Annotated in this window: 22 protein-coding genes and 1 pseudogene; 11 read left to right on the forward strand and 12 right to left on the reverse strand. The window is 57.5% G+C overall.

Features of this window, described 5'->3' with window-relative positions; translation table 11 throughout:
• Nucleotides 1-48: 48 nt before the first annotated feature.
• The 5 genes from J3R80_RS14515 to J3R80_RS14535 are packed head-to-tail and all read right to left on the reverse strand — an operon-like array spanning nt 49 to nt 5414.
• Nucleotides 49-1173: a substrate-binding domain-containing protein gene (locus tag J3R80_RS14515; RefSeq protein ID WP_275394510.1), complete on the reverse strand. Its 1125-nt coding sequence runs from the start codon at nt 1171-1173 to the stop codon at nt 49-51.
• 32 nt (nt 1174-1205) lie between these two features.
• On the reverse strand, nt 1206-2159 hold the full coding sequence (locus J3R80_RS14520; RefSeq protein ID WP_275394511.1) for an ABC transporter permease: 954 nt from the start codon (nt 2157-2159) through the stop codon (nt 1206-1208).
• The gene (locus tag J3R80_RS14525; RefSeq protein ID WP_275394512.1) at nt 2156-3121 is read right to left on the reverse strand and encodes an ABC transporter permease; all 966 of its coding nucleotides are present in this window, start codon (nt 3119-3121) and stop codon (nt 2156-2158) included. Before J3R80_RS14525 ends, J3R80_RS14520 begins: the two co-directional genes overlap by 4 nt.
• Complete coding sequence (locus tag J3R80_RS14530; RefSeq protein ID WP_275394513.1) at nt 3118-4638, reverse strand: sugar ABC transporter ATP-binding protein; 1521 nt, start codon at nt 4636-4638, stop codon at nt 3118-3120. Before J3R80_RS14530 ends, J3R80_RS14525 begins: the two co-directional genes overlap by 4 nt.
• Entirely contained in the window at nt 4635-5414 is a 780-nt protein-coding gene (locus J3R80_RS14535) for a sugar phosphate isomerase/epimerase family protein (protein ID WP_275394514.1), read from the reverse strand. Before J3R80_RS14535 ends, J3R80_RS14530 begins: the two co-directional genes overlap by 4 nt.
• Before the next feature lie 179 nt (nt 5415-5593).
• Between J3R80_RS14535 and J3R80_RS14540 the strand changes: the two genes are divergently transcribed.
• Nucleotides 5594-6622, forward strand: coding sequence for a LacI family DNA-binding transcriptional regulator (locus J3R80_RS14540; protein ID WP_275394515.1), 1029 nt, complete (start codon nt 5594-5596; stop codon nt 6620-6622).
• 292 nt (nt 6623-6914) lie between these two features.
• Here the strand turns inward: J3R80_RS14540 and J3R80_RS14545 are convergent.
• Together J3R80_RS14545 and J3R80_RS14550 are read right to left on the reverse strand one after the other, a co-directional pair.
• Nucleotides 6915-6992: pseudogene (locus tag J3R80_RS14545) on the reverse strand (integrase); the annotation flags it as partial.
• A 215-nt stretch (nt 6993-7207) separates the two neighbouring features.
• Nucleotides 7208-8107, reverse strand: a complete 900-nt coding sequence (locus J3R80_RS14550) for a LysR family transcriptional regulator (protein WP_275394516.1) — start codon at nt 8105-8107, stop codon at nt 7208-7210.
• A gap of 93 nt (nt 8108-8200) precedes the next feature.
• On the opposite strand from J3R80_RS14550, the gene J3R80_RS14555 reads away from it, so the two are divergent.
• From J3R80_RS14555 to J3R80_RS14585, 7 genes are all read left to right on the forward strand, one after another.
• Nucleotides 8201-8596 carry a VOC family protein gene (locus tag J3R80_RS14555; RefSeq protein WP_275394517.1) on the forward strand — a complete coding sequence of 132 codons (396 nt, stop codon included), beginning with the start codon at nt 8201-8203 and terminating at the stop codon, nt 8594-8596.
• The gene (locus tag J3R80_RS14560) at nt 8589-9086 is read left to right on the forward strand and encodes an SDR family oxidoreductase (protein WP_275394518.1); all 498 of its coding nucleotides are present in this window, start codon (nt 8589-8591) and stop codon (nt 9084-9086) included. Before J3R80_RS14555 ends, J3R80_RS14560 begins: the two co-directional genes overlap by 8 nt.
• A gap of 14 nt (nt 9087-9100) precedes the next feature.
• On the forward strand, nt 9101-10279 hold the full coding sequence (locus J3R80_RS14565; protein WP_275394519.1) for an MFS transporter: 1179 nt from the start codon (nt 9101-9103) through the stop codon (nt 10277-10279).
• Between the two features lie 47 nt (nt 10280-10326).
• A complete protein-coding gene (locus J3R80_RS14570; protein ID WP_343075829.1) occupies nt 10327-10746 on the forward strand; it encodes a hypothetical protein in 420 nt (139 codons plus the stop codon).
• A gap of 22 nt (nt 10747-10768) precedes the next feature.
• Complete coding sequence (locus J3R80_RS14575) at nt 10769-11797, forward strand: zinc-binding alcohol dehydrogenase family protein (protein WP_275394520.1); 1029 nt, start codon at nt 10769-10771, stop codon at nt 11795-11797.
• A 124-nt stretch (nt 11798-11921) separates the two neighbouring features.
• Entirely contained in the window at nt 11922-12509 is a 588-nt protein-coding gene (locus J3R80_RS14580) for an EamA family transporter (protein ID WP_275394521.1), read from the forward strand.
• A 314-nt stretch (nt 12510-12823) separates the two neighbouring features.
• Entirely contained in the window at nt 12824-13063 is a 240-nt protein-coding gene (locus J3R80_RS14585) for a hypothetical protein (protein WP_275394522.1), read from the forward strand.
• Between the two features lie 103 nt (nt 13064-13166).
• Here J3R80_RS14585 and J3R80_RS14590 read toward each other — a convergent pair whose 3' ends face one another.
• The 4 genes from J3R80_RS14590 to J3R80_RS14605 all read right to left on the reverse strand — a co-directional run bounded on the left by J3R80_RS14590 (nt 13167) and on the right by J3R80_RS14605 (nt 17346).
• Entirely contained in the window at nt 13167-13787 is a 621-nt protein-coding gene (locus J3R80_RS14590; RefSeq protein WP_275394523.1) for a cysteine hydrolase, read from the reverse strand.
• Nucleotides 13784-14245 (reverse strand): MarR family transcriptional regulator, encoded by a 462-nt coding sequence (locus tag J3R80_RS14595; protein WP_275394524.1) that lies wholly within the window; start codon nt 14243-14245, stop codon nt 13784-13786. Before J3R80_RS14595 ends, J3R80_RS14590 begins: the two co-directional genes overlap by 4 nt.
• A 159-nt stretch (nt 14246-14404) precedes the next feature.
• Nucleotides 14405-15718 carry a hypothetical protein gene (locus J3R80_RS14600; RefSeq protein ID WP_275394525.1) on the reverse strand — a complete coding sequence of 438 codons (1314 nt, stop codon included), beginning with the start codon at nt 15716-15718 and terminating at the stop codon, nt 14405-14407.
• On the reverse strand, nt 15718-17346 hold the full coding sequence (locus J3R80_RS14605) for an AMP-binding protein (RefSeq protein WP_275394526.1): 1629 nt from the start codon (nt 17344-17346) through the stop codon (nt 15718-15720). Before J3R80_RS14605 ends, J3R80_RS14600 begins: the two co-directional genes overlap by 1 nt.
• A 194-nt stretch (nt 17347-17540) precedes the next feature.
• Here J3R80_RS14605 and J3R80_RS14610 point away from each other — a divergent pair, with 194 nt between their 5' ends.
• From J3R80_RS14610 to J3R80_RS14620, 3 genes are all read left to right on the forward strand, one after another.
• The gene (locus J3R80_RS14610; protein WP_275394527.1) at nt 17541-18323 is read left to right on the forward strand and encodes a DUF6502 family protein; all 783 of its coding nucleotides are present in this window, start codon (nt 17541-17543) and stop codon (nt 18321-18323) included.
• Nucleotides 18320-19222, forward strand: coding sequence for a DUF5666 domain-containing protein (locus tag J3R80_RS14615; RefSeq protein ID WP_275394528.1), 903 nt, complete (start codon nt 18320-18322; stop codon nt 19220-19222). Before J3R80_RS14610 ends, J3R80_RS14615 begins: the two co-directional genes overlap by 4 nt.
• Before the next feature lie 395 nt (nt 19223-19617).
• Entirely contained in the window at nt 19618-19740 is a 123-nt protein-coding gene (locus J3R80_RS14620; protein ID WP_275394529.1) for a hypothetical protein, read from the forward strand.
• Nucleotides 19741-20207: 467 nt separating this feature from the next.
• Here the strand turns inward: J3R80_RS14620 and J3R80_RS14625 are convergent, their stop codons facing one another.
• Nucleotides 20208-20426 (reverse strand): hypothetical protein, encoded by a 219-nt coding sequence (locus tag J3R80_RS14625; protein ID WP_275394530.1) that lies wholly within the window; start codon nt 20424-20426, stop codon nt 20208-20210.
• Nucleotides 20427-20662 lie beyond the last annotated feature (236 nt).

Genomic DNA, 20662 nt, shown 5'->3' on the forward strand with positions numbered 1-20662 from the left:
CTGTGGTCTGTCGGGGCCTTCGAAGAAAGCCCCGACAAGGTCAGTTGATTACTTGCCACCCCAACGTGCCGGATAGTCTGGCATGTTTTCGCAGCCGCAAGCCGCGTAATGCAGCGGAGGCATGGATGGGTTCACGAAATCTGCCAGATTGTCGTTTGTGATGGCGGGTTGTGGCAGGTTCCATTCCGGCCCCGGGATCGCTTCGCCGTCCAAAATCTTCAGCGCGGCCAGAATGGGCGTTCGCCACTGATATGTTGGATAGGTCGGCGCAATGGTGTTCATCCCGATCTCTTGCCATTTCTGCAAGAAGTCCTGCTGATCTTCGCCCGTGACGATCGGTACATCCAGCCCCATATCCTCGAAGGCTTCGATGGCGGCAACCGATGTTGCGCCCGCGTCCATCCAGACCGCGCCCAACTGGTTTCCACGCTGGATATAGTCTTCAACAATTGCCTTGGTTTTGGCGCGGTCACCATCGGTGAATTCAGCACCAACGATGTTCAGACCGGCTTCCTCCAGAATGCGTTTGGCGGCTGAATAGCGGGTTTCCAACACGTCCACACCGGGCAGGATGCGCAGCATCAACACGTCCGAGCCAGCCGGCGCATTGGCAGCAATAAACTCGCCCGATTGAATCCCGAAGCCATAACCACCGACTGGTTTGATGAATGTCACCGGGCAATTTGTATTCACACCACGGTCAAACACGATGACGGGCAATTGCTCGCAGGCTTTTTCAACGGCAGGGGTTAGCGCCGCAGTCGTGTTTGGCGATACAATCAGCGCATCACAGGTGCCACCGGCCAGCAGGTCTTCGATATCCGCGATCTGTTTGTCGTCCGAACCTTCGGCGTCCGTCACCACAAAATTTGCGATGTTGTCATGCAGGTCTACCTCGGCCTGCATGGTGTTCCACCCGACGACACGCCAGGGGTTGTTCACACCCGCATTCGAAAAACAAATTGTATGCGGGCCGTCTTTCTTGAAGGCCGACGTATCGGCCATAACGTCCCCATAGTATTGCAACCAAGGTGTTTCTGCCGCGCCATTGGCCGTTGCCGCCAACATATCTTTTTGCTTTGCAAACTCGACCGGGTCGTCAAAGTTCTGCGCGTGGGCAGGCAGGGCCACCGCGAGCGCGGTCAGGGCTGTCGCCGCAAACTTGTAAAACATTTCATTTCCTCCTCTGTGGTTTGTTAGGGCGCCTATCCCCCGGATCGGCGTCGTCGATATCCGGCGATCACCACCGCCGAAATCAGAATGAGCCCCTGCACCACGTCGCGAATGGGCTTTGGAAAACCCAGAATGTTGAGCAACGTGAACATGGCTTGTAGAACAAGTGCGCCTGCGATGGTGGCACCGACCGTTCCGCGGCCCCCCAAAAGCTGTGCGCCACCGATCACCGCCGCCGTGATCGCTTGCAACTCCAGCCCAACACCGACATCGGTTGAGACACCGGCAAAACCACCAAGCAATATGCCTGCGATAACGGCTGATACGGATGACATGACAAACGCAACCACCCGTGTTTGGGTCAGCGGAACGCCTGCCAGCATTGCGGCTTTCGGGTTGTCTCCCATCGCGACCAGCCGCTTGCCATAATTGGTGCGGTGCATCAGCCACCACATTGCAGCACAGATCACCACCATCACGATGACAGCGACGGGCAGGATTTTGATGACCGGCAGATCCTTGATCAGATAGCGACCGAAGAACCGGAAGTTCTCGGGCAGATATCCGCGTGGCGCGCCGCCTGACCATGTCAACGCGACACCCCCCAACGTGATCATCATCCCAAGCGTCGCGATGATCGAGGGCACTTTCAGCCACGATACGACCAGAGCGTTCACGGTGCCGACGACGACTCCTACGGCAAGCATGGCCGTGATCACCCACCATGTGGCGCTGGCATCTCCGTCAAGCAGGATCGAGCTGCCGATGACAGTCAATGTCACCAATGCACCCGCCGACAGATCGAAACCACCAGAGTTAATGACGTAAAGCTGCCCAACCGCCAGGATCGCAATCGGGGCCGCGCGTTTGAAGAAGTTCATGTAACCGGCGGGTTGCAGGAAATAAGGCGACAGGATCGCAATCGCAACGAACAAGAGCAGCAGCACCAGAAAGACCGGGTTCATGTGTTTTAGGCGGTTGATCATGCCTCGATCCTCCGGCTGCGCATCGCATAGACCGCGACGGCGGCAACGATGATGACCCCCCGCAGGATTTGCTTGGCGAACGCGTCAACGCCTGCAAGGTTGAATATTGAGTCAATCAGCGAAAAGATCATGACCCCCATCAGCGTGCCCCAGACGCCCCCGCGTCCGCCGGAAAGCGCCGTGCCGCCGATCACCACAACCGCGATGGATTCCAGATCATAGACGCCATCCCGACCGATCCATGGGGCACCTGATTGCAATCGGCTTGCCAAATAAAGCCCTGCTATTGTTGCACAAACCGAGCAAATAATATGCGCAGTGATCACCACGCGCGTTGTCCGCATACCCGCAAGTTTTGCGGCTTCTGGATTGCCGCCAACGGAATAGATATTCGATCCAGGTTTCGTAAACCGCAGGAAGACCCAGGCCGCGATCGTCAGACCAATGAGGAACAGCAAGCTGACCGACACGCCGCCGACCTGTCCATAGGCAAAGGTCTGAAACTCATCGGGAACAGCACCGGCAAAGTTGTTGAACGCCGCGCTGAGCAGACCCTGCAACACCAAAGCCATACCCAGCGTCGCGATCAGGGGATTGACCTCGAACTGGGTAATCACAAGCCCATTGATCAGGCCGACAACGACGCCAACCACAAGCACCGTGACGACTGCAGGCAGCATCATCGCCGGATCACCGGACATTATTGCAGATGCCAGGACCGCCGAGACCGAGATCAGGTTTGCCACGCTCAGGTCAATTGATGCGATCAGAATGGCGAAGGTTTGGCCAACCGCTGTGATCCCCAAGGCGATTGACCGACCCAGCAACCCAAGAAGGTTCTCGACCGTCAGATATTGGGTTTGATCGGTGATGATCGCAACGGCTACGTAAATTGCTATCGCGACCAGCAACAACAGAAAAGGGGCAAGAGCCGACAGGTTTTTGCGTCCAAACCGCTTCATGAGGCCTCAAGCTCCAAGTGGGCTTCGGTCGCAGCGTGCATCACCTCGGCTTCGCTGACACCATGTCCGAATTCCGCAACGATTTTCCCGTCGCTCATCACCAGCACGCGGTCTGAGATGCCTAAGACCTCGGGCAGGTCAGATGAAATCGCCATCACGGCAGCACCCGCTTGTGCGAGTTCGCGCATCTGGGCGTAAATTCCAGCCTTGGTGTTGACGTCGATCCCGCGTGTTGGCTCGACAAAAATCAGAACTTTTGGTTTCAACGAAAGCCAGCGCGCCACGATGGCTTTTTGCTGATTGCCGCCCGACAGGGACTGAATCTCAGCCTCATAACTTGCAGCGCGCAGATCAAACGCATCAAAAGCACGGTCCATCTGGTCGAGCGTGGAAATCGGTGTTTTATCCGGGTGCCCCAGTGCGGGTGAAAATGCGCGCGCAGACAACATACCGTTGTCACGCACCGACTGCATCAACACCAAGCCATCCGCTTTCCGGTCGCCCGGCAGCATGGCGATGCCAGCTTTTGCCGCCTGCCGGGGGCTGGTCAATGTGGCAGGCTGCCCGTCAATCGTAACTTCGCCGCGGTCAAACGGATCTGCGCCGAACAAGGCGAGCGCCAAGGCGGTCCGACCTGCACCCTGCACGCCTGCAAATCCTGTGATGTGGCCCGCGCGCAGATCAAGGTTGATGTCGAATAACCGATCGTTTCCACCGTTGCGAACGGCCAAGATCACTTCACCAACTTCGTCAGGGTTCGCGGGGTCAGGGTAAAAGTGCCCAATGTCTCGCCCAACCATCGCTTCCACGATTTGCGCGGTTTCAGGCACGTCATCGAACGAGGCCGCGACCTTGCCATCTTTGATGACCGTAACCCGATCTGCCAGCCTGCGGATTTCACGCATGCGATGAGTGATGTAAACGATGGACCGACCCTGCGTGCGCAGGTCATCGACCAACTGAAACAGCAGCTCGCATTCCGTATCGTTCAATGCCGCTGTCGGCTCATCCATGACAATAACGCGAGCATTCAATGATAGTGCTTTTGCGATCTCAACCATCTGTTGCTGAGCCACGTCCAGTTCACCGACCAGAGTATCTGGTTCGAACTGGTGCCGGTCACCAAACAAGGCAAGCACATCCTGCGTCTCGGTTCGCATGCGATGTGAGTCCAGCACCCCCCAGCGCAACGTCGGCTCGCGCCCAAGGAAAATATTCTCTGCCACTGTGCGGTCCGGGAGCAGCGAAAACTCCTGATAGATCACGCTGACCCCTTGGGCGAGACTTTCAAGCGGGTGTGAAAACCTGACCTTCTTGCCGAACAAGAAGGTCTGTCCACCGTCGGCCTGATATACACCGGACAACACTTTCATCAGGGTTGACTTGCCAGCGCCATTCTCTCCGACCAGTGCATGGACCTCACCGGCTCGGGCGGCAAAGCTGACAGAATCCAACGCTTTGATGCCCGGGAAGGTCTTGGTGATGTCCTTCATCTCGAAAGCGATGTCGCCGGTCATGCGCGCGTCCATTGTTGTCGGATGAAGGTTGCGCCGTCGTGGAACAGTTTCTCATGGCTTTCAAACATTGGTCGCCAAATCCGCGTCGCGGCAGCCAGCTCGGGAACACCCGCGCCAAACGCCTCCATCACGATCCAACCATCAAAGCCCGTTTGCTTTACCGCCCGGAAGATCGCATCAAAGTCAATCTGGCCAGTTCCTGGGATACCCCGATCATTTTCCGAGACGTGAAGCACATTGATGTGCCCTGACAGCGCTTTGATCGCTTCGGGTTGGCTCTTTTCTTCGATATGCGCGTGGAACGTATCATACATGATCCCGAACGCGGGATGGTCGACCGTCTGGGTGTACCGAAGGGCTTGTTCGGCGGTGTTCAGGAAGTGGGTTTCGAAGCGGTTCAGCGGCTCCAGCGCCAAGCGCATACCTTGTCTGGCGGCACGTTCCGCCATGTTGTGATGCGCTTCGGCACCGCGTTGCCATTCGTCATGGGTCGGCCCTGTGCCGGTAAAGCAGCCGATCGGGGCATGAAACGGACCACCAACGGTCTGTGCTCCAAGTGCCGTGGCACAGTCGACAATCCAATCCAGATGAGCGATCCCACGTGAACGAATGTCTGGATCATTACTGGTCGGGTCTGCGTCCGCACGCGGAGTGATCGCTGTACAGGTCCGTTGCAACCCCAGATCGTCAAGCTTTCGTGCCAGTTGACCATAGTCGTTGGGTGTTCCTTCAAGAACAGGAATCTCTACGCCATCATAGCCATGGTCTACGGCCATCTGGCAGGCGTGGAGCTGTAATTCATCAATCAAGCCCCCAACACAAAGCAGGTTAACGCCTAGCTTCATAGTTCCCCCCGGTCACGCGTTGATTAATTGCGTAATAGTTTCTGTAATCGTTTTCATTGATCATGTAAAGCATTACATATCCCTCTAACTCCTGCTACAATCCTTGCATTATGGAAAAGACTTCTCACAAAAGACCGACCATCAGGGATGTTGCCCGCGTTGCCAAAGTGTCAACGGCAACTGTCAGTCGCGCACTGCAATCACCTGAGCTTGTTACAGAAAACACAAGGAAAGCAGTGTTCGACGCGGTTACAGAAACGGGCTATAGCGTCAATACCGCCGCCCAGATGTTGCGGCGCAACAGGTCGGGCACAATACTGGTCATCCTGCCCGACATCTCCAACCCGTTTTTCTCGGAAATTCTGTCTGGGATCGAGAATGTCGCAACGCACGAAAAGCTGACGATTCTGATCGGGAACACAAACAGTGAACCCGAACGGTTCTTGAACATCCTTGAAAACCTGCGCAACGGCCGGGCAGATGGAGCACTGTTGTTGAATGGTGTCGCCCCTCCCGTGGGTATGCTGCCGGAACACACACCGATGGTGACGATATCCGAGAGCATTGCGGGAAGCCCCTTGCCTCATGTCGGCACGGACAACGAAGCCGCGGCCTATGAATCCACACGGTATCTGATTTCGCTCGGGCACAAGTCGATTGCACATGTGACGGGGCCGGACGGCAATCAACTGACGACTGACCGGCGCTCGGGTTACGCAAAGGCCATGCGCGAAGCAGGGTTGTCGGACAACATTTGCGAGATTCGGGGCGGGTTTGAATTTCAGAACGGAAAGGAAGCTGTCAGTGCGTTGATGCGCCAGCCCACCAAGCCAACCGCGGTATTCTGCGCCAACGACGAATCTGCCATGGGCGTGATACGCGGGCTTGAGGGGGCGGGTTACAACGTACCACGCGACTATTCAGTGATGGGGTTCGACAACGTCTCTTTCTCGCACATTTTCAGCCCCGAGCTGACGACCATTCATCAGGCCCGCTATGAAATCGGCGTGAAAGCGATGCAGGCTTTGTTGGCCCTTATGGGTGGGCAAGAGACTGAATCGCCCATCTTTTTGCCGCACAAGATTATCGAACGATCAACGACCCTGCCTCTGACCGGACGGAAGGTGGTGCCTGAATAGCTTTGTTTGGTCATAGGTTTGCGGTTGGGTGTCTCGTGGGCAGTGACTATGTTAGCATGGGCAGTTGAGATGTCACCAACAGTGCCCAAGTACCGCGCCGCAAGTGTGCGAGAATGCTGCGTAAGTAATGGTGACGTGGGCAACAGGCGGCTAAGCTCCGCATCGCGTTGGCCTTACCAGACTGCAACGGAAAGCGTTCTGCAACTAGCCGATTTTACCCGATGAATGGCAGCTTCGACGGACCGCATTGCGGCAACACACAAGGCCGTTGGACGGCCTGTCCACCTGGGCGCAGTTGTACCACGCGTAAGTTTCCCATCTTTCTGTGTATCCGAGTGACCTTGGTCCGCCGCATCGAATGCGTGCCGTACCGTCGTCGAAAGGGGCAGGCCTCAAACCGTCGTGACAGAATGACAGGCGCGAAGGCGTCGAACCCACTTGGTCGACTTTCTGGATGGCTACAGCGCCCTACATCGCCTGACGCCCCCAATGGCCGCACACCATGTGACTACACTTTAAAATCTGAATCTCAGGACCAGAAAGATACATCGTAGACGCGATCCACCGGATGCCGGGATTGAACACCTAAGTCACTCCGGCACCTTCCTTAAAATCCGCTACGAATGCCTCAAGCAAAGCTCGCACGCGGCGTGGTTGTGTGAGAACTGGGGGCATGACGGCTTGCAAGCCGATGGCGGCAACCTCGAACTCCCTCAACACCGGGATGAGTCGCCCTGCGGCAATATCCTGGTTCACATCCCATTGCGACTTGCGCACAATCCCGCGCCCTTCCAGTGCCCAGCGTCGTACCAGATCGCCATCATTGGCAATCCGGTCACCCCGCACCGTAACCATTTGCCTTCCACCGTCGATTTCAAAGGGCCAGGCGCGGTCTACACCCGATCCAAACCGCATGAGAAGGCAATTATGACTCTCCAGGTCGATCGGATGCAACGGTGTTCCAGACCGCTCCAGATAAGCGGGAGCAGCGCAGACGATCCGTGAATTGTCGGCCAGACGCCGGACGATCAAGCTGCTGTCGCCCAGGTCGCCATACCGTATCGCCAGATCAAGACCCGCTGCAGCGACATCCACAAACCCATCGCTCAGATGCAGGTCGACCGTGACTTCGGGGTTTTCTTCAAGAAACTTGTCGATGACCTGCGCCAACCGGTTGCGACCCAGATCAGACGGCGCGCTCAGCCGGATCGGCCCGGCTATGCGTTCAACACCAAGCCTGATACGCGCTTCAAGTTCTTCCGATTCAGCCAGCAAACGCTGCGCGCCATCAACCAACTCGCGCCCCTCTTCCGTCAGGCTGATCGACCGGGTTGTCCGGTTCAGCAACCGCGCCCCGTAATGCGCCTCGAGCGCGGCAAGACGTTCCGACACGGTCGCCGGCGACAACCCCATCTCACGTCCACCAGCGGCCAGCCCGCCCTTTTCAACGATACGCAGAAAGAGCGAAAGATTGTCCAGTATCATTATTCGATATCTCCGAAGTATTATTTCGGAAATTACCCAATTCTCTTGGTGTGCCGCAAGGCCCATGTTGTCAGCGACCAAGGGAACCGAACCATGCAGCTTGACCATGTGACCATACGCACTCGAAACCTCGCTGGAACGCGGGACTTTTTCGTGGATGTTTTCGGACTTGAAGAGAAGCCGCGCCCAAGGGCGATCCAGCGAATTCCGGGCCACTGGCTCTATGCCGGAGACGAAGCCATTGTCCACCTGATCGGCTCACGTGGGCTGAGACCAAATGCCAGCCCTGAAGCCTGGGACCATGTGGGGTTTCGCTTGACTGGCTACACCCGTTTCCGTGCCAGCCTCAAAGAAAAGGGCATTCGGTTTTCCACCATGGATCTGCCCGAACTGAACGAACGGCGGATATTTTTCCATGCCCCCTGCGGACAGCTCATCGAAACGGTTTTCCGCGAAGCCACCCCAGTCTCAGGAGAAGAAAATGAATGACCTGACCGGAAAGAAAGCCATCGTGATCGGCGGCACCTCGGGCATCGGCGCGGCTGTGGCGGAGGCACTGGCTGCGCGCGGTGCCGAGGTCGTGCGCGCCAGCCGATCAACCGGGCTTGATGCTTCAGAAGGTGCTGCCCTGACCAGTTGGATCGCGGAACAAGGCCCGATCGACCATCTTGTCTTTACCGCAGGCTCGCAGGCGCCGGGCGGTGCTGTCGCGGCCCTTGAAGCCTCCGCCAAAGTCATTGCGAAGGAACTCGCCCCGATCCGCGTCAATGTTGTCAGCCCCGGCCTGACCGAGACAGAGGCCTATGCAGGCCTGGATACGGACGAGCGCAAGACAATGCTTGACGGAGCGGCATCCCGCCTGCCCGCAGGTCGCGTCGCCCAACCGCAGGATGTGGCCGCAGGCTATCTCTTTGTCATCGAAACCCCTTCCGTTACCGGCGCCGTGATCGACATCGACGGCGGTGCGCTGATCAACTGAACAGGAACACTCCAATGTCTAAAGGATCAAAACTCCCCTTACAGGTCTGGATCCTCACCCTCTCTGCCTTTGCCATCGGAACCGCTGAATTCGTGATCGCGGGCCTTCTCACCCAGATCGCCGACGATTTGGCCATCACCGAAGGTCAAGCCGGGCAACTCATAACGGTATATGCAATGGCGATTGTGATCGGTGGTCCGATCCTGACGCTTTGGCTGGCGCGGTTCGACAAGCGAAACGTGTTGCTTGGTCTGATGGGTCTGTTCATCGCAGGCAATGTCATGTCCGCCTTTGCAGGGGATTATGCGGCGCTTTTGATCAGCCGGATCATTGCCGGTCTGACCCAGGGTCCCTTCTATGGCATTGGGGCCGTCGTCGCGACGCGGCTTGTTTCCAAGGATATGGAAGGCCGGGCAGTTGGCCAGATGTTTGCTGGTCTGACTCTTGCCAACGTGCTGGGCGTACCGGGCGGTGCCTGGGTGGGCAACATCTTTGGCTGGAACATCACCTTTCTGATCGTCGCGGCTTTGGGCGTGATCGCCTTGCTTACCATCATGTTTGCCGTCCCGCGTCAGGGTCGTGAAGCTGTGGCGTCCATTCGAGGCCAGATCGGTGCTTTTGGCGACCGCAACCTGCTTGCGAGCCTTGCCTTTACCGTTTTGGCCTGGACGGGGTTCATGGGATTCTATGGCTACATCGCTCCCGTGGCCGAGCAGGTGGCCGGATTTGCGCGCCCAGACGTGACTTGGGTTCTTGTGATCGTCGGGCTGGGCCTTGTCCTTGGTAACGCCCTGGGCGGTCGCACCGCAGACGCCAATCTGCGCCTGTCCCTGATCGGCTGGCCAATCGCAATGATCATTGCCCTTGTCGTGGTCGGCATTGCCGCGCCCTTCAAATGGCCTTTTGTCGCCGCCGCTTTCCTCTTTGGCGTGATGAGCTTTGCCAACGTGCCAGCGATGCAAATGCGGGTGATGACGTTCGGCCGACAAGCGCCAGAGCTTGCAGCGACGGCCAATATCTCGGCTTTCAATATTGCCAATGCACTTGGCGGGATCATCGGCGCGGCCGTGGTCGACAGCACCTTGGGTGCACAAGCGATACCCTTTGCAGCAGCATTGGTTCCGATCCTCGGCGTGCTGTTCATCCTGACACAGGAACGCAAGCGCGGTTCGGGCATGCAATGCCACGCCTGAACCACCTCCAACCAGCCTCAAACCAAATATTCGAGAGGACCAAACACATGACCGCCCTTTTTGAAACAGCCAAAGTCGGTGCCCTTGAGCTGCCTTCGCGCATGGCACTTGCCCCAATGACACGCTGCCGCACCGATCAGCCCGGCAACATCCCGAATGCGATGATGGCAGAATACTATGCGCAACGCGCCAGTGCGGGATTGATCATCACTGAAGCCACGCAGATCAGCCAACAAGGCCAGGGCTATTCCTTCACCCCCGGCATTCACTCGGACGAACAGGTCGCAGGCTGGCACAAGGTGACCGATGCCGTACACCGGGCAGGCGGGCGGATCGAAGATGTGATCTACAAGCATGGCCAGACGCAGCATTTTCCCGACCTGACCGCCGAAAGTGGCTTCGTCCACGACCTGACCAACACCGGCCAAGACGAACTTTTGTTCGTCACAGTCGAATTTGGACACTGAAACCCATAAGAGGATTTTCAACATGCAGCATGGTACCACCACAAGGGCCGTCGCCCTGACCCGCTACCTCCCGGTTACTGAACCCGACGCCTTCATTGACATGGAACTGCCGGTCTCTGGACCAACTGGCCATGACATTCTGGTCGAGGTGAAGGCGATTGCCGTGAACCCTGTCGACACAAAGATCCGTGCCCCGAAGGACAAGATCGAGGAAACGCCACGCGTTCTGGGTTGGGATGCGTCTGGGATCGTCAGCGCGGTCGGGCCGGATGTGACGCTCTTCAAACCCGGCGACGCGGTCTATTACGCGGGCGACATCACCCGTCCCGGCACCAACCAGCAATACCAACTGGTTGATGAACGGATCGTCGGGCGCAAACCAACAACCCTTAGTTACGCCGAAGCGACCGCCCTGCCCCTGACCACAATCACCGCCTATGAGGCCATGTTCGACCGTCTCGGCATAGACCGCGACGGCGCGGATGCTGGGCAGTCGATCCTCATGATCGGCGGCGCTGGCGGCGTCGGCTCGATCGCCATCCAACTGGCCAAGCGCGCCGGTCTGACCGTAATTGCATCGGCCTCGCGCCCCGAGACGATTGGCTGGGTTAAGGAACTGGGCGCGGATCATACCGTCAACCACCGCGAGGACATGGTCGCACAAACCCGGGCGCTTGGGTTCCAACATGTCGATCACATCGCGATCTTCAACGACATGCGCCACTGGGATGCCGCAGTCGAACTGATCCGTCCGCAGGGGGGGATCGTGTCGATCGATGACACCGACCTGCCAATGCCGATGGCTGGCATGAAGACCAAAGCGGCCGCGCTGCACTGGGAATTCATGTTCGCCCGCGCCATGCATCAGACACCTGATATGATCGAGCAGCACAACCTGCTGAGTTTTGTGGCCAACGAGATCGACGCGGGCCGCATTCGCACGACGGTGAGCGAAGTTTTATCGCCGATCAATGCAGAAAACCTGCGCAAGGCTCATGCGGCTATCGAAGCTGGCGATGCAAAGGGCAAGATCGTGCTGGAAAGGTTCTGATGCCCCGCACTGCAAAACCAGACAGAGGCCGGTGCATTGACCGTCCGGCCTCTGTCATGCCTCGACCAGAGGGCGCCTTCGTCATGCTGGGCCTGTCGGTCTTGGGCACTTTCCGCCCTTCTGGATGGTCAGCCTTCGCTTTCTACTTGGCGCCCCGGTTGTTGCCGCCCTGATTATTATCGCAAGGCAGCGTTTCCCGGTTCTAACGCGAGGCGACCTGCCGGTTATCCTGGGTGTCGCGGTATTACTGTTTGCGGGTATGATGGGATTGGTAACCCTTGCGCTGACGCTCATTCCGGCGGGTACCGCCAGCATTCTGATTTATACAACGCCCGTCTGGCTCATATTGATCGAGATGATCTTTGGCGATGCCACAATTGGGATGAAACGCAAGGTAACCGCACTTCTTTCCGCCGCAGGATGCACGACGATTGTGGTTTCTTCTGGAAAGCCAGGTTTATGGGGTGCTCTTCTTCTTATCCTGATTGCCGCGGCTCTGTGGGCAATCGCAATGCGGCTTGTCAACCGGCACGAGTGGCAAGGTGGTGTGCGCGATGCGCTGTTCTGGCAAATGCTTATTGCTGGATTGGCCTTGCTACCGGTTGCCTGTTTCTTCGAGGGTCCGTTTGAGTGGCAGTCACTGACACCAACATCGCTTACCCTGCTTCTGTTTATCGGTCCTTGGCCAGCGGAGCGGGGTTTGGGTTCATGATTGCAGCTGGGCGCAGCCTCCCAACCGAGCGCGTCGCCCTGATCAGCACCGCAACACCGCTCATTGGTTTCATTTCGGCAACTCTGGTGTTGAATGAACGCGTGAACACCGCAACGTTGCTTGGCGGCGCGGTCATGCTGCTTGCCTTGGTCTGGGGCGCAGCTCCCGGAAGGCGAACGCTTCCCTAGTGCCGCGACGATACAGGCCCGCCGATAAAGGACTTTGCATAGGCCGATGGGGTCCGGCCCACATATTCCTGAAACGCCACGGAAAAAGCGGAACTTGACGAGAACCCGACCTCAAAGGCCGTTTCGGTGATTGAACGCCGCTCGCGGCGCAACATCATCGCCCGGCTCGAAGACCTTTCTGGCGTGGAACTGGCCACCGCCTTTGCCATTCCCGATCTTGATCGCGAAATCAAATGGCACTGCAAATATGCGCGTCAGAACGGGATTCATGTATCCCCCACTTTCATGATCGATGGTCTAATCCAACCTCAGATTGGCAGTGGCGATCCGGTCTCGGACTGGGTAAGAGAGATCTCGATGCGATAGCTTCCAATACACGTTTCTCGCAAGTTGCTGATGGGTGCCGTTCCAAATAGGGGATCAATGATATACCGAGCAAATGATGGACAAGTTCAATCTGATTGCCGGACTATTGCAACGCCACCCCTCTTGAGGCCATCAGACGCTCGGCGCGCTGGGTCGGCGCGGCTGAGAGCGTCCCGTCTTTGATGACCGCTACATCGTACCCCCGGTTTTTGGCGGCAAGCGCCGTTTTCTGAACGCAGTAGTTAAGGTCCAGCCCTGCGATGCGCAGCTTTCCGATCTTGAGTTTCGCAAGAAGCGCATCAAGTTCTCCTGTCTCAAATGCATCCTGCACCCGCTTGACCACGACATAGTCTGCCAGTTCTGCGAACGGCGCTGCAAGTTCGGTGCCTGCGGTGCCTTCTACGGCCTGCCCTTTCATCATCATTTGGGCGATCACTTTGGTGGAAGGGATCGACCATTCCTGACGCACGGCGACAATCGGAACGCCCCGTGTTCTTGCGGTTTGGATTTCACAAAGTATGACGGCAGCGGCGGCCGACTTCGATGTTTGGGAGTATGGTCCGTGTTCCCAGAAGACAGATTGAAGGTCGATCAGCAACAATGCCGTCCCGGGCCGGTCGCCAATCAGCTTTCCATCACTGACCGCGCCGATACGTCTTACACCCTGGACGAGCCATACAACTGCGACGAGCACCACCGCACCGGCGAGATAGAAGAATATCATCCGTTTTCTCCTGCTCGTTCTTTCAACCTTTCCGTCAGCGCAAGAACCACCTTCATGGCGATCGAAATCTCTTCGCTGTCGAAGTCAGCGCCGATCTCCTCCATCAACGCCAGTTCCCGAGCGATAATATCCTCGATCAGACGGCGCCCCTCATCGGTTAGCATCAGAATTGGCGAGCGCTTGTGACGAGGGTTTGGGCGTTGCTCGGTAACTCCGGTGGCCAGGGTCTCGTTCACCATCAACTGAACGTATTGCCTATTGATCTCGAGCTTGGCGGCAATCTCGGGCACGCTCAGATCGCCATAAGTGTGCAGAATTTCCAGAACGGCCCGCATTCGAACCGTAAGGCCAGTTCCTTTCAGCCCGGCTTCGACACACGCTTCCGCAGCCTGCATAAGCGGGCGTGAGGTCCAGACAAGTTTGTGTAGTCGATGGGATTTCATGATGACACTATACATGTCATAATGACAATTATGATGTCAAGTATCTCTCCACATTCGCGCCAACCCACTTCCGCCTAAACGCCGTCCACTACCTTCGTGTTCAGTTTGTCGGGTCGATTGAAGCGGATCCATGGACCCGCCCCAAAACTTCGGTTTCGATCGTGTCCTACATGATCAGCTGTCCCAAATCGCCCCATAGGCAGGGATGCCAAGGCTTTCCATGTCATGCACCACTTGGCGGGTCAGTTTCTGGTTCGAGATCACGATCACCGCTTCGGCCCCGCTTTCCCGCACCGCTTGCAACGCAAGGGCGGACAGGTTCGGTTTTCCGTTGGTATCCGTGTCCCAGATCACCGGGTTTTCGGTATGGGCCTCGATCTCATCCACCAGTGCATCACCGTAGGTGGCTCGGGGGCTGCGGGTCGACCAGACCAGTCGGTTTGGCACCGCACCTTTCAGAAGATGCGGCAAGATCGGGCCAATACCGGATCCAGTGCCCACGTAAACCACCTTGGTAAACAGCTCTTCTATGCGCGCCACGCCCGAGGTGGTGATCCCTTTCACCCACACATGGCTGGGCGGATTGTCGATGAAATCTCCGGTCCAGTCGCCCGCGCGGCTGATCGCAAGCCGATAACCGGATTGTCCCGGCGTCGGGATGTTGGCAAAGGCGTGGTATTGACCGAACGGCGTATGCGACAAGGAATTCGAGCTTCCCGCGAAGGGGGTATCGCCATAGTCAAACCCGGCTATCACCACATGACTGGAAGGTTTCTCGATATTCACCTTCACCCGCTTCAGGGTTAGCCATGGTGACAGAATCGACAGGGTGATCAGGCCGAGCATCCAAAAGGCAGTTGTTTCGGTCAGGTTGGCGCCCATGTCATGGGTGATCGAGATCGTTTGCGCCCAGAAAAGACCCAGAACCGTCCAGCCGACAAAGCGGTGGATGCCCTCGAACATGTTATGAAACTTCGCGCGGATCGGACCAAGGGCCGAGATAATCATCAGCGTCATCAGAGCGATCATAGTGGCGCTTAGTCCCAGCGTCAGATCGGATGGCAGTGCTGCACCACTCAGGCGGTTGGCGACCATCGCAAACAGCAGGAACCCAAACCAGACCGTGCCGGTCACGGTCCCGCCGGAATGCAGCCCGCCGAAATGAAAGACCTTGCCGGCGCCCCAGCGGATCCATAGGGGCCAGCTGGTGGGGATGCGCGTCGCCAGCCAGAACAGCGCATTCACCACACGTTGTTGCCGGATCAGGATGCCCAGCGACAGATTGATCAGCGCCATATCGGCAATCGGGCCAAGCATATAGGCCGCACCGTCATGCCAGTATCCATCGCGCAGACCAATGCCGAAGACGGCCAGATTAACCATGGCCACCAGGAACGCCAAACGGCGATATTCCATCAAGGCTGGGTGGCGGGTAATGCGCCGCCAGCGCAGTGCGGTGGTTTCGATATTCACTGTCTCGGTTGCCATTACTTCAGCTCCACACCACGGGTTTCAACCTCGGCCTTGGCCATTTCAAGCAGCAGCCGTTTGTCGATCTTGCCACGCGCGGTGCGGGGCAACTCGTCCAGGACCATCACAAGGCTGGGCTTGTTGTAATAAGGCAGCGTCGCTTCCACCGACTGGGTTGCCAGATCGGGGTCTGCCGTTGCGGGCGAGATGAAGCTGACCAGATTTCGGTTGTCATATTTCAACGTGACGGCCTGTTCGCAGCCCTCCGAGGCTTCAAGCGCCGCAGAAACGCCGTCCAACTCCACCCGGAAACCGCAAACTTTCACCAGATCGTCGACGCGCCCGTGGTGCAGAAGCTCTCCGTCATCGGTCCACGATCCCAGATCACGGGTGTTGAACATCATATGGCCGGGGCGAAACGGATCGGGGCGATAGCGTTCATCCGTGAGCTTCGGATTGGCCAGATAGCCCGCGGTAACGCAATCCCCGCCCGCCCACATCGTGCCTTTCGCGCCGATCGGAAGCGGTGACAGATCTTCGTCCAGCACATAGACGGTGTTGTTCGGGGTGGGACGTCCGATCGACAGCTCGGCCTTGTGGGCGTTGTGCGGCTCGGCCGTGTTGATGATCGTCGTTTCGGTCGGCCCGCAGGAGTTATAGAAGGTGCAGAATTGCGACCATGCATCGGCCAGGGGACGCGGGCAGGGTTCGCCCGCGACAGCGGCAACTTTGATGTTCTGGCAGCGTTCGATGTCCAACGTGTTCAGGATCGAGGGCGTACCGATCAGGATATCCACTTTTTCGGCGGTCTCGGCGATGGACTTGCCACGAATGACCAGCGTGGCACCATTGGACAGCGCGCCCAACGTCTCCCATGCGGCCATGTCAAAGGCGATGGACAGGATTTGTCCCACGCGCAGGCCGGGGCGCATGCCCAGATTTCCGGGGCGGGTGTGCAGGATGTTGCACAGGTTTTTATGCGTCACCTGTACGCCGTTGGGCACACCGGTCGTGCCCGAGGTGAACAACACCATCGCACGGTCATCAGGGTGCAGATAGTAATCCGTCCCCTGCGGCGCGATGGCCGGGTGGCTTTCATCGTTCATGACCTCGTCAATGCAGATCAACATCTGATGATCGGGGTCCACCGGCACGTCCCCTTGCAGGCGTGACAAGGTCAGAAGCACCTTTGCACCGGTTTGTTTCGCAATGTATTTCAGGCTTTCTGTCGGCGCGACACCCACATGCTGCGGAGCATAGGCCGCACCCACTTTCATGGCGGCCAGAATACCCACAACCATCTCGATCGAACGTTGCAGGTATAGCCCGACAACGTGACCGCGCGTTACGCCCTGCCCGGCCAGCAGACCCGCCAACCGATCCGAGGCAACATCCAGCGCACCATAGGAAATCGAGGTACCTTGGTGTTCAACCGCAATCGCATCAGGCTGCAAAGCGGCGTAATGGCTGAACCCCTCCAGAATTGTCGAAAAGCGCAGGGACTGTGTCGGCCCCCACCCAAATGTGAAGAACCGATCACGGTCGAAGGCAGGCAGCGACTGCAGACCAAGATGATCGGCTGGGGGCAAAGCAATGGGATGCCCGCGAGAGGCATGAAGTCGTGGATCGGTAGCGAGGTCCTGCATGACGGCAATCTCCTTGTTGGTGTGACGCCATCTTTGTTAATGGGAAAATTACCCATTGACACTTCACAATGGATTAACGCACTCTCACGACCGTGTGTGGAATTGATACAAACCCTGTCAAATCTGACATAACATCTTTGAAACAAACGGAATCTGTCTTGAATGTAAAAACAGCTACCGCGTTTTCTGATGCGTTGACCGATCTGTTCGCCCCGCTTTCGCAGGCGATGGTCGCGCATGGTGTGACAGTTGGTGCAGCTACAGAATCGATCAAAATGGCGCTGTTGAATGCGGTGATAGAGTCTCATGGACCGGACGTATCTGACAGTCGGATCAGCATCATGACCGGGCTACATCGCAAGGACGTCCGACGATTGCGGTCTGACGCGCCGTCCGCGGATGGTCGCAAGACGGCCAACCGACTGGCGTTGCTGATTGGTTACTGGACGACGGCGCCCGACTTTCAAGGAAAGGACGATACGCCCCGTGCGTTACTTCGTGAACGCTCTTCCGAAGGGCCGGGGTTTGACGATCTGGTCCGTCAGACACGACTGGACGCGGCCCCCGGCACGATGCGGCAGATGCTTCTGGATCAGGGCGCGGTCGAGGAAGACCCCGATGATGGCCGCCTGCGCCTTGCAACCAACGCACTGGTGCCCGGCGCCGGATCGAAAGAGCTGGTCGCCGCCTATCGCGCAACCTTGACCGCCCATATGACCGCTGCTACCCAAAACCTTCTGGCTGCAAATGGTGCGCGGCGCCATTTCGACCGCGTTGTGCGCTATTCCCATCTTAGCGATGCATCCATCGCCGAGCTTGACGCCTTGGCGCGCGAGGAATCGCAGGCACTTCTCGAGCGGCTGAACAGCCGCGCAAAAGCGCTTCAGGAACGCGATGCCGCCTTGAATGCCAGTGGTCGCTTCGCTGCAGGGGCCTATGTGCTGCCTGTCCAGAACGCAAAGGAAGACGCGGAATGAGCTTGCTTAGAATAGTCCTGTCTGCCGTCCTGTCGCTTGTTTTGGCCGGCAGTCTGCTGGCGAATGACGATGGTGAACGCGAAGGTGGCATTTTGGGAACCGGCATCGTGGGCACAATCACAGAACTGGGCAGCATCTATGTGAATGGCCAGCATATCCGCGTTGCCCCGGATTCTGCTGTCACAGACGGCGTCACCGTCAGCGCCGCCCGGCAGCTTTTGCCCGGACATACAGTCGCCGTGGTTGCCACGCCCGATGGTGACGGGTGGCAGGCAAGCTATATCCGTCAGATCACCCCGCTGGTCGGGCCGATACAGCGTCTTTCGGACACAGAACTCAGCGTTATGGGAACGGTGGTCTTGGCCGATCGTGACATGACAGCCGCCTACGCCACCGGTGATTGGATTGCCGTCAGCGGGCTATGGAAAGGTGAACAAGTCGTCGCCTCGCGGGTTGAGCCAGCCTCACCCAACGGCCCGGCCAGAATCGAAGGCAATGTGTTCGACATAGCACCGGGCCAACCGCTGACGATTGGCGGCACCGAAATTACCAGCCTTGTGCCCTCTCATATCCAGGACGGGGATGTGGTGCGGGCCGTGGGTGCGGCGTCTGAAAGCGAGTTGCGGGCCGATCGGTTGGAAACCGGCGTCTTCGCGGAGACGCAACACGTTGTGTTCTCGGAAGGATATTTCTCGGTGCCGAAACCATCGGGGATATACGCGTTGCTTGGGTCGGGCATAGTATCTTACACCGACAATCCAGAGATGATTGATCCCACCGCCAAACAGTTTGTTTGCGCAAGTAATGCAAGGCTATTCTCGACCTCTGCTGACCAGCTTGAAGCAGAGGATATGGCCCTTGTCTTGACGGAATGCCTATCCAACGCGGACGGACCCTAGCTTGGCGCGTATATGACCTTATGACGATTTAGCGGATACGCTCGGGTTCCGATGCCACCTGCCAATATCTGCTGCAAACGTCAGCGCAATCGATCGCATCGCTCAGACGGCGGATGAACCAGTGGTCGTGACAGTGGTCAGAGGTCGGCCTGTGCCGTTCACAATTCAAGCGTAAGCTATTGTTGCGTTGCATCTGGTTTTTAGCTGGATTTCGAAATCTTGTATCACGAGGAACGATTGGAACAGATACCTGCACAGATCGTGGGCGGCGGTATCACCGGCATGATCGTCCAGATGGTGGTGGGCTTCGTTTTCAACAAGCTACGCGGCTAAAGATCTCACGCCTTACAGCTGGGCATAAGTTCGCGCAGGCTGGACACCTTCTTGCAGGGGTGATGATAGTCGTTTCGCCGATCCATAGTTGCACCGCGGGGGAAGGCCGCGATGCTGTCGGTCGTCTGAACCGTCAGGTGATCGCCAGCTATGCTGAGACTGGCGAGTTGAACCGGGTGCTGTGATCGCGGCCCTGCCGTTGATGGTTCTTCACTGCAAGACCGGCGTGTTTGCGACGATGAAGAAACCCTAACTTATCAGATTGGCTCAAACTGTCTCAGCAGCTCTGACGTCGGACAGCGCGAAGAAGGGGGAAACGCTACTTTTGACAACTATAAAGATAAACCCGAGCAGCATGGCCGACAGAACCGCACAGATGCGCTTGGAAAGGGTGTTCGATTGATGCGTCAAACCTGCGTGAGATGGTTCATTTCGAGCAGGGTTTCCTTTTCGTCGCTGACATAGAGTGTGTCGCTGGAGGGTTTGGCGAACACCCCGGGGCCATAGCTTGTCATGTAGAGCACGATATCGTCTTCGGCATGGACGGGGCTATGGACCGCATCTACCGGTTCATAGGCGTAGGTTCCAGGCTCAAAGTCGCCAGCTTCCTTGTGGGTCCCCTGCCCTTCAATGATATAAAACTCGGATGCCCCTACTGCCTGTGCGGTGGAAGCGTGCTGCCGGCATGCATGAAGATTTTGACGGTCCAGACACCATACTTCTCATCGGCATGAAGAATTTGCATTTCGATGCCCGGAGCCAACGGCGTCCATGGCGTTTCCCGGTTTCGATGAATGATCGGAGCATTCATGGGCAGGACGATCAATTCGCGTTCGGTTTGTTTATTCTGCGTGACGACAAACACGGCCAACACGGCCGAAGCGATCTATCAAAGACTGCCCCTGCCGAACATCGCTGACCACCTGTGCACAGAAGAAACAGTCGGCACGCAAGGTCAGCTTCCCGGGCCCGCTTTCGGGTCAACGCGGTATGTAGGTGGCCGAGTACGTAACCTGACAAAAGCGCAACATCTTCAGGGATTTCGTGCGTAGGACAGGTGACCCATGATGGCAATTGCGATAGGGTTGTCAGGTCGTCCGAGATGCT

The organism is Aliiroseovarius sp. Z3 (assembly GCF_029105185.1).
In the GTDB taxonomy this organism is placed as follows: Bacteria; Pseudomonadota; Alphaproteobacteria; order Rhodobacterales; family Rhodobacteraceae; genus Aliiroseovarius.

Coding starts and splice junctions, on each gene's coding strand:
- J3R80_RS14515 (WP_275394510.1), bottom strand. CDS start 1,173: ATGTTTTACAAGTTTGCGGCGACAGCCCTGACCGCGCTCGCGGTGGCC.
- J3R80_RS14520 (WP_275394511.1), bottom strand. CDS start 2,159: ATGATCAACCGCCTAAAACACATGAACCCGGTCTTTCTGGTGCTGCTG.
- J3R80_RS14525 (WP_275394512.1), bottom strand. CDS start 3,121: ATGAAGCGGTTTGGACGCAAAAACCTGTCGGCTCTTGCCCCTTTTCTG.
- J3R80_RS14530 (WP_275394513.1), bottom strand. CDS start 4,638: ATGACCGGCGACATCGCTTTCGAGATGAAGGACATCACCAAGACCTTC.
- J3R80_RS14535 (WP_275394514.1), bottom strand. CDS start 5,414: ATGGCCGTAGACCATGGCTATGATGGCGTAGAGATTCCTGTTCTTGAA.
- J3R80_RS14540 (WP_275394515.1), top strand. CDS start 5,594: ATGGAAAAGACTTCTCACAAAAGACCGACCATCAGGGATGTTGCCCGC.
- J3R80_RS14550 (WP_275394516.1), bottom strand. CDS start 8,107: ATGATACTGGACAATCTTTCGCTCTTTCTGCGTATCGTTGAAAAGGGC.
- J3R80_RS14555 (WP_275394517.1), top strand. CDS start 8,201: ATGCAGCTTGACCATGTGACCATACGCACTCGAAACCTCGCTGGAACG.
- J3R80_RS14560 (WP_275394518.1), top strand. CDS start 8,589: ATGAATGACCTGACCGGAAAGAAAGCCATCGTGATCGGCGGCACCTCG.
- J3R80_RS14565 (WP_275394519.1), top strand. CDS start 9,101: ATGTCTAAAGGATCAAAACTCCCCTTACAGGTCTGGATCCTCACCCTC.
- J3R80_RS14570 (WP_343075829.1), top strand. CDS start 10,327: ATGACCGCCCTTTTTGAAACAGCCAAAGTCGGTGCCCTTGAGCTGCCT.
- J3R80_RS14575 (WP_275394520.1), top strand. CDS start 10,769: ATGCAGCATGGTACCACCACAAGGGCCGTCGCCCTGACCCGCTACCTC.
- J3R80_RS14580 (WP_275394521.1), top strand. CDS start 11,922: ATGGTCAGCCTTCGCTTTCTACTTGGCGCCCCGGTTGTTGCCGCCCTG.
- J3R80_RS14590 (WP_275394523.1), bottom strand. CDS start 13,787: ATGATATTCTTCTATCTCGCCGGTGCGGTGGTGCTCGTCGCAGTTGTA.
- J3R80_RS14595 (WP_275394524.1), bottom strand. CDS start 14,245: ATGTATAGTGTCATCATGAAATCCCATCGACTACACAAACTTGTCTGG.
- J3R80_RS14600 (WP_275394525.1), bottom strand. CDS start 15,718: ATGGCAACCGAGACAGTGAATATCGAAACCACCGCACTGCGCTGGCGG.
- J3R80_RS14605 (WP_275394526.1), bottom strand. CDS start 17,346: ATGCAGGACCTCGCTACCGATCCACGACTTCATGCCTCTCGCGGGCAT.
- J3R80_RS14615 (WP_275394528.1), top strand. CDS start 18,320: ATGAGCTTGCTTAGAATAGTCCTGTCTGCCGTCCTGTCGCTTGTTTTG.
- J3R80_RS14620 (WP_275394529.1), top strand. CDS start 19,618: ATGATAGTCGTTTCGCCGATCCATAGTTGCACCGCGGGGGAAGGCCGC.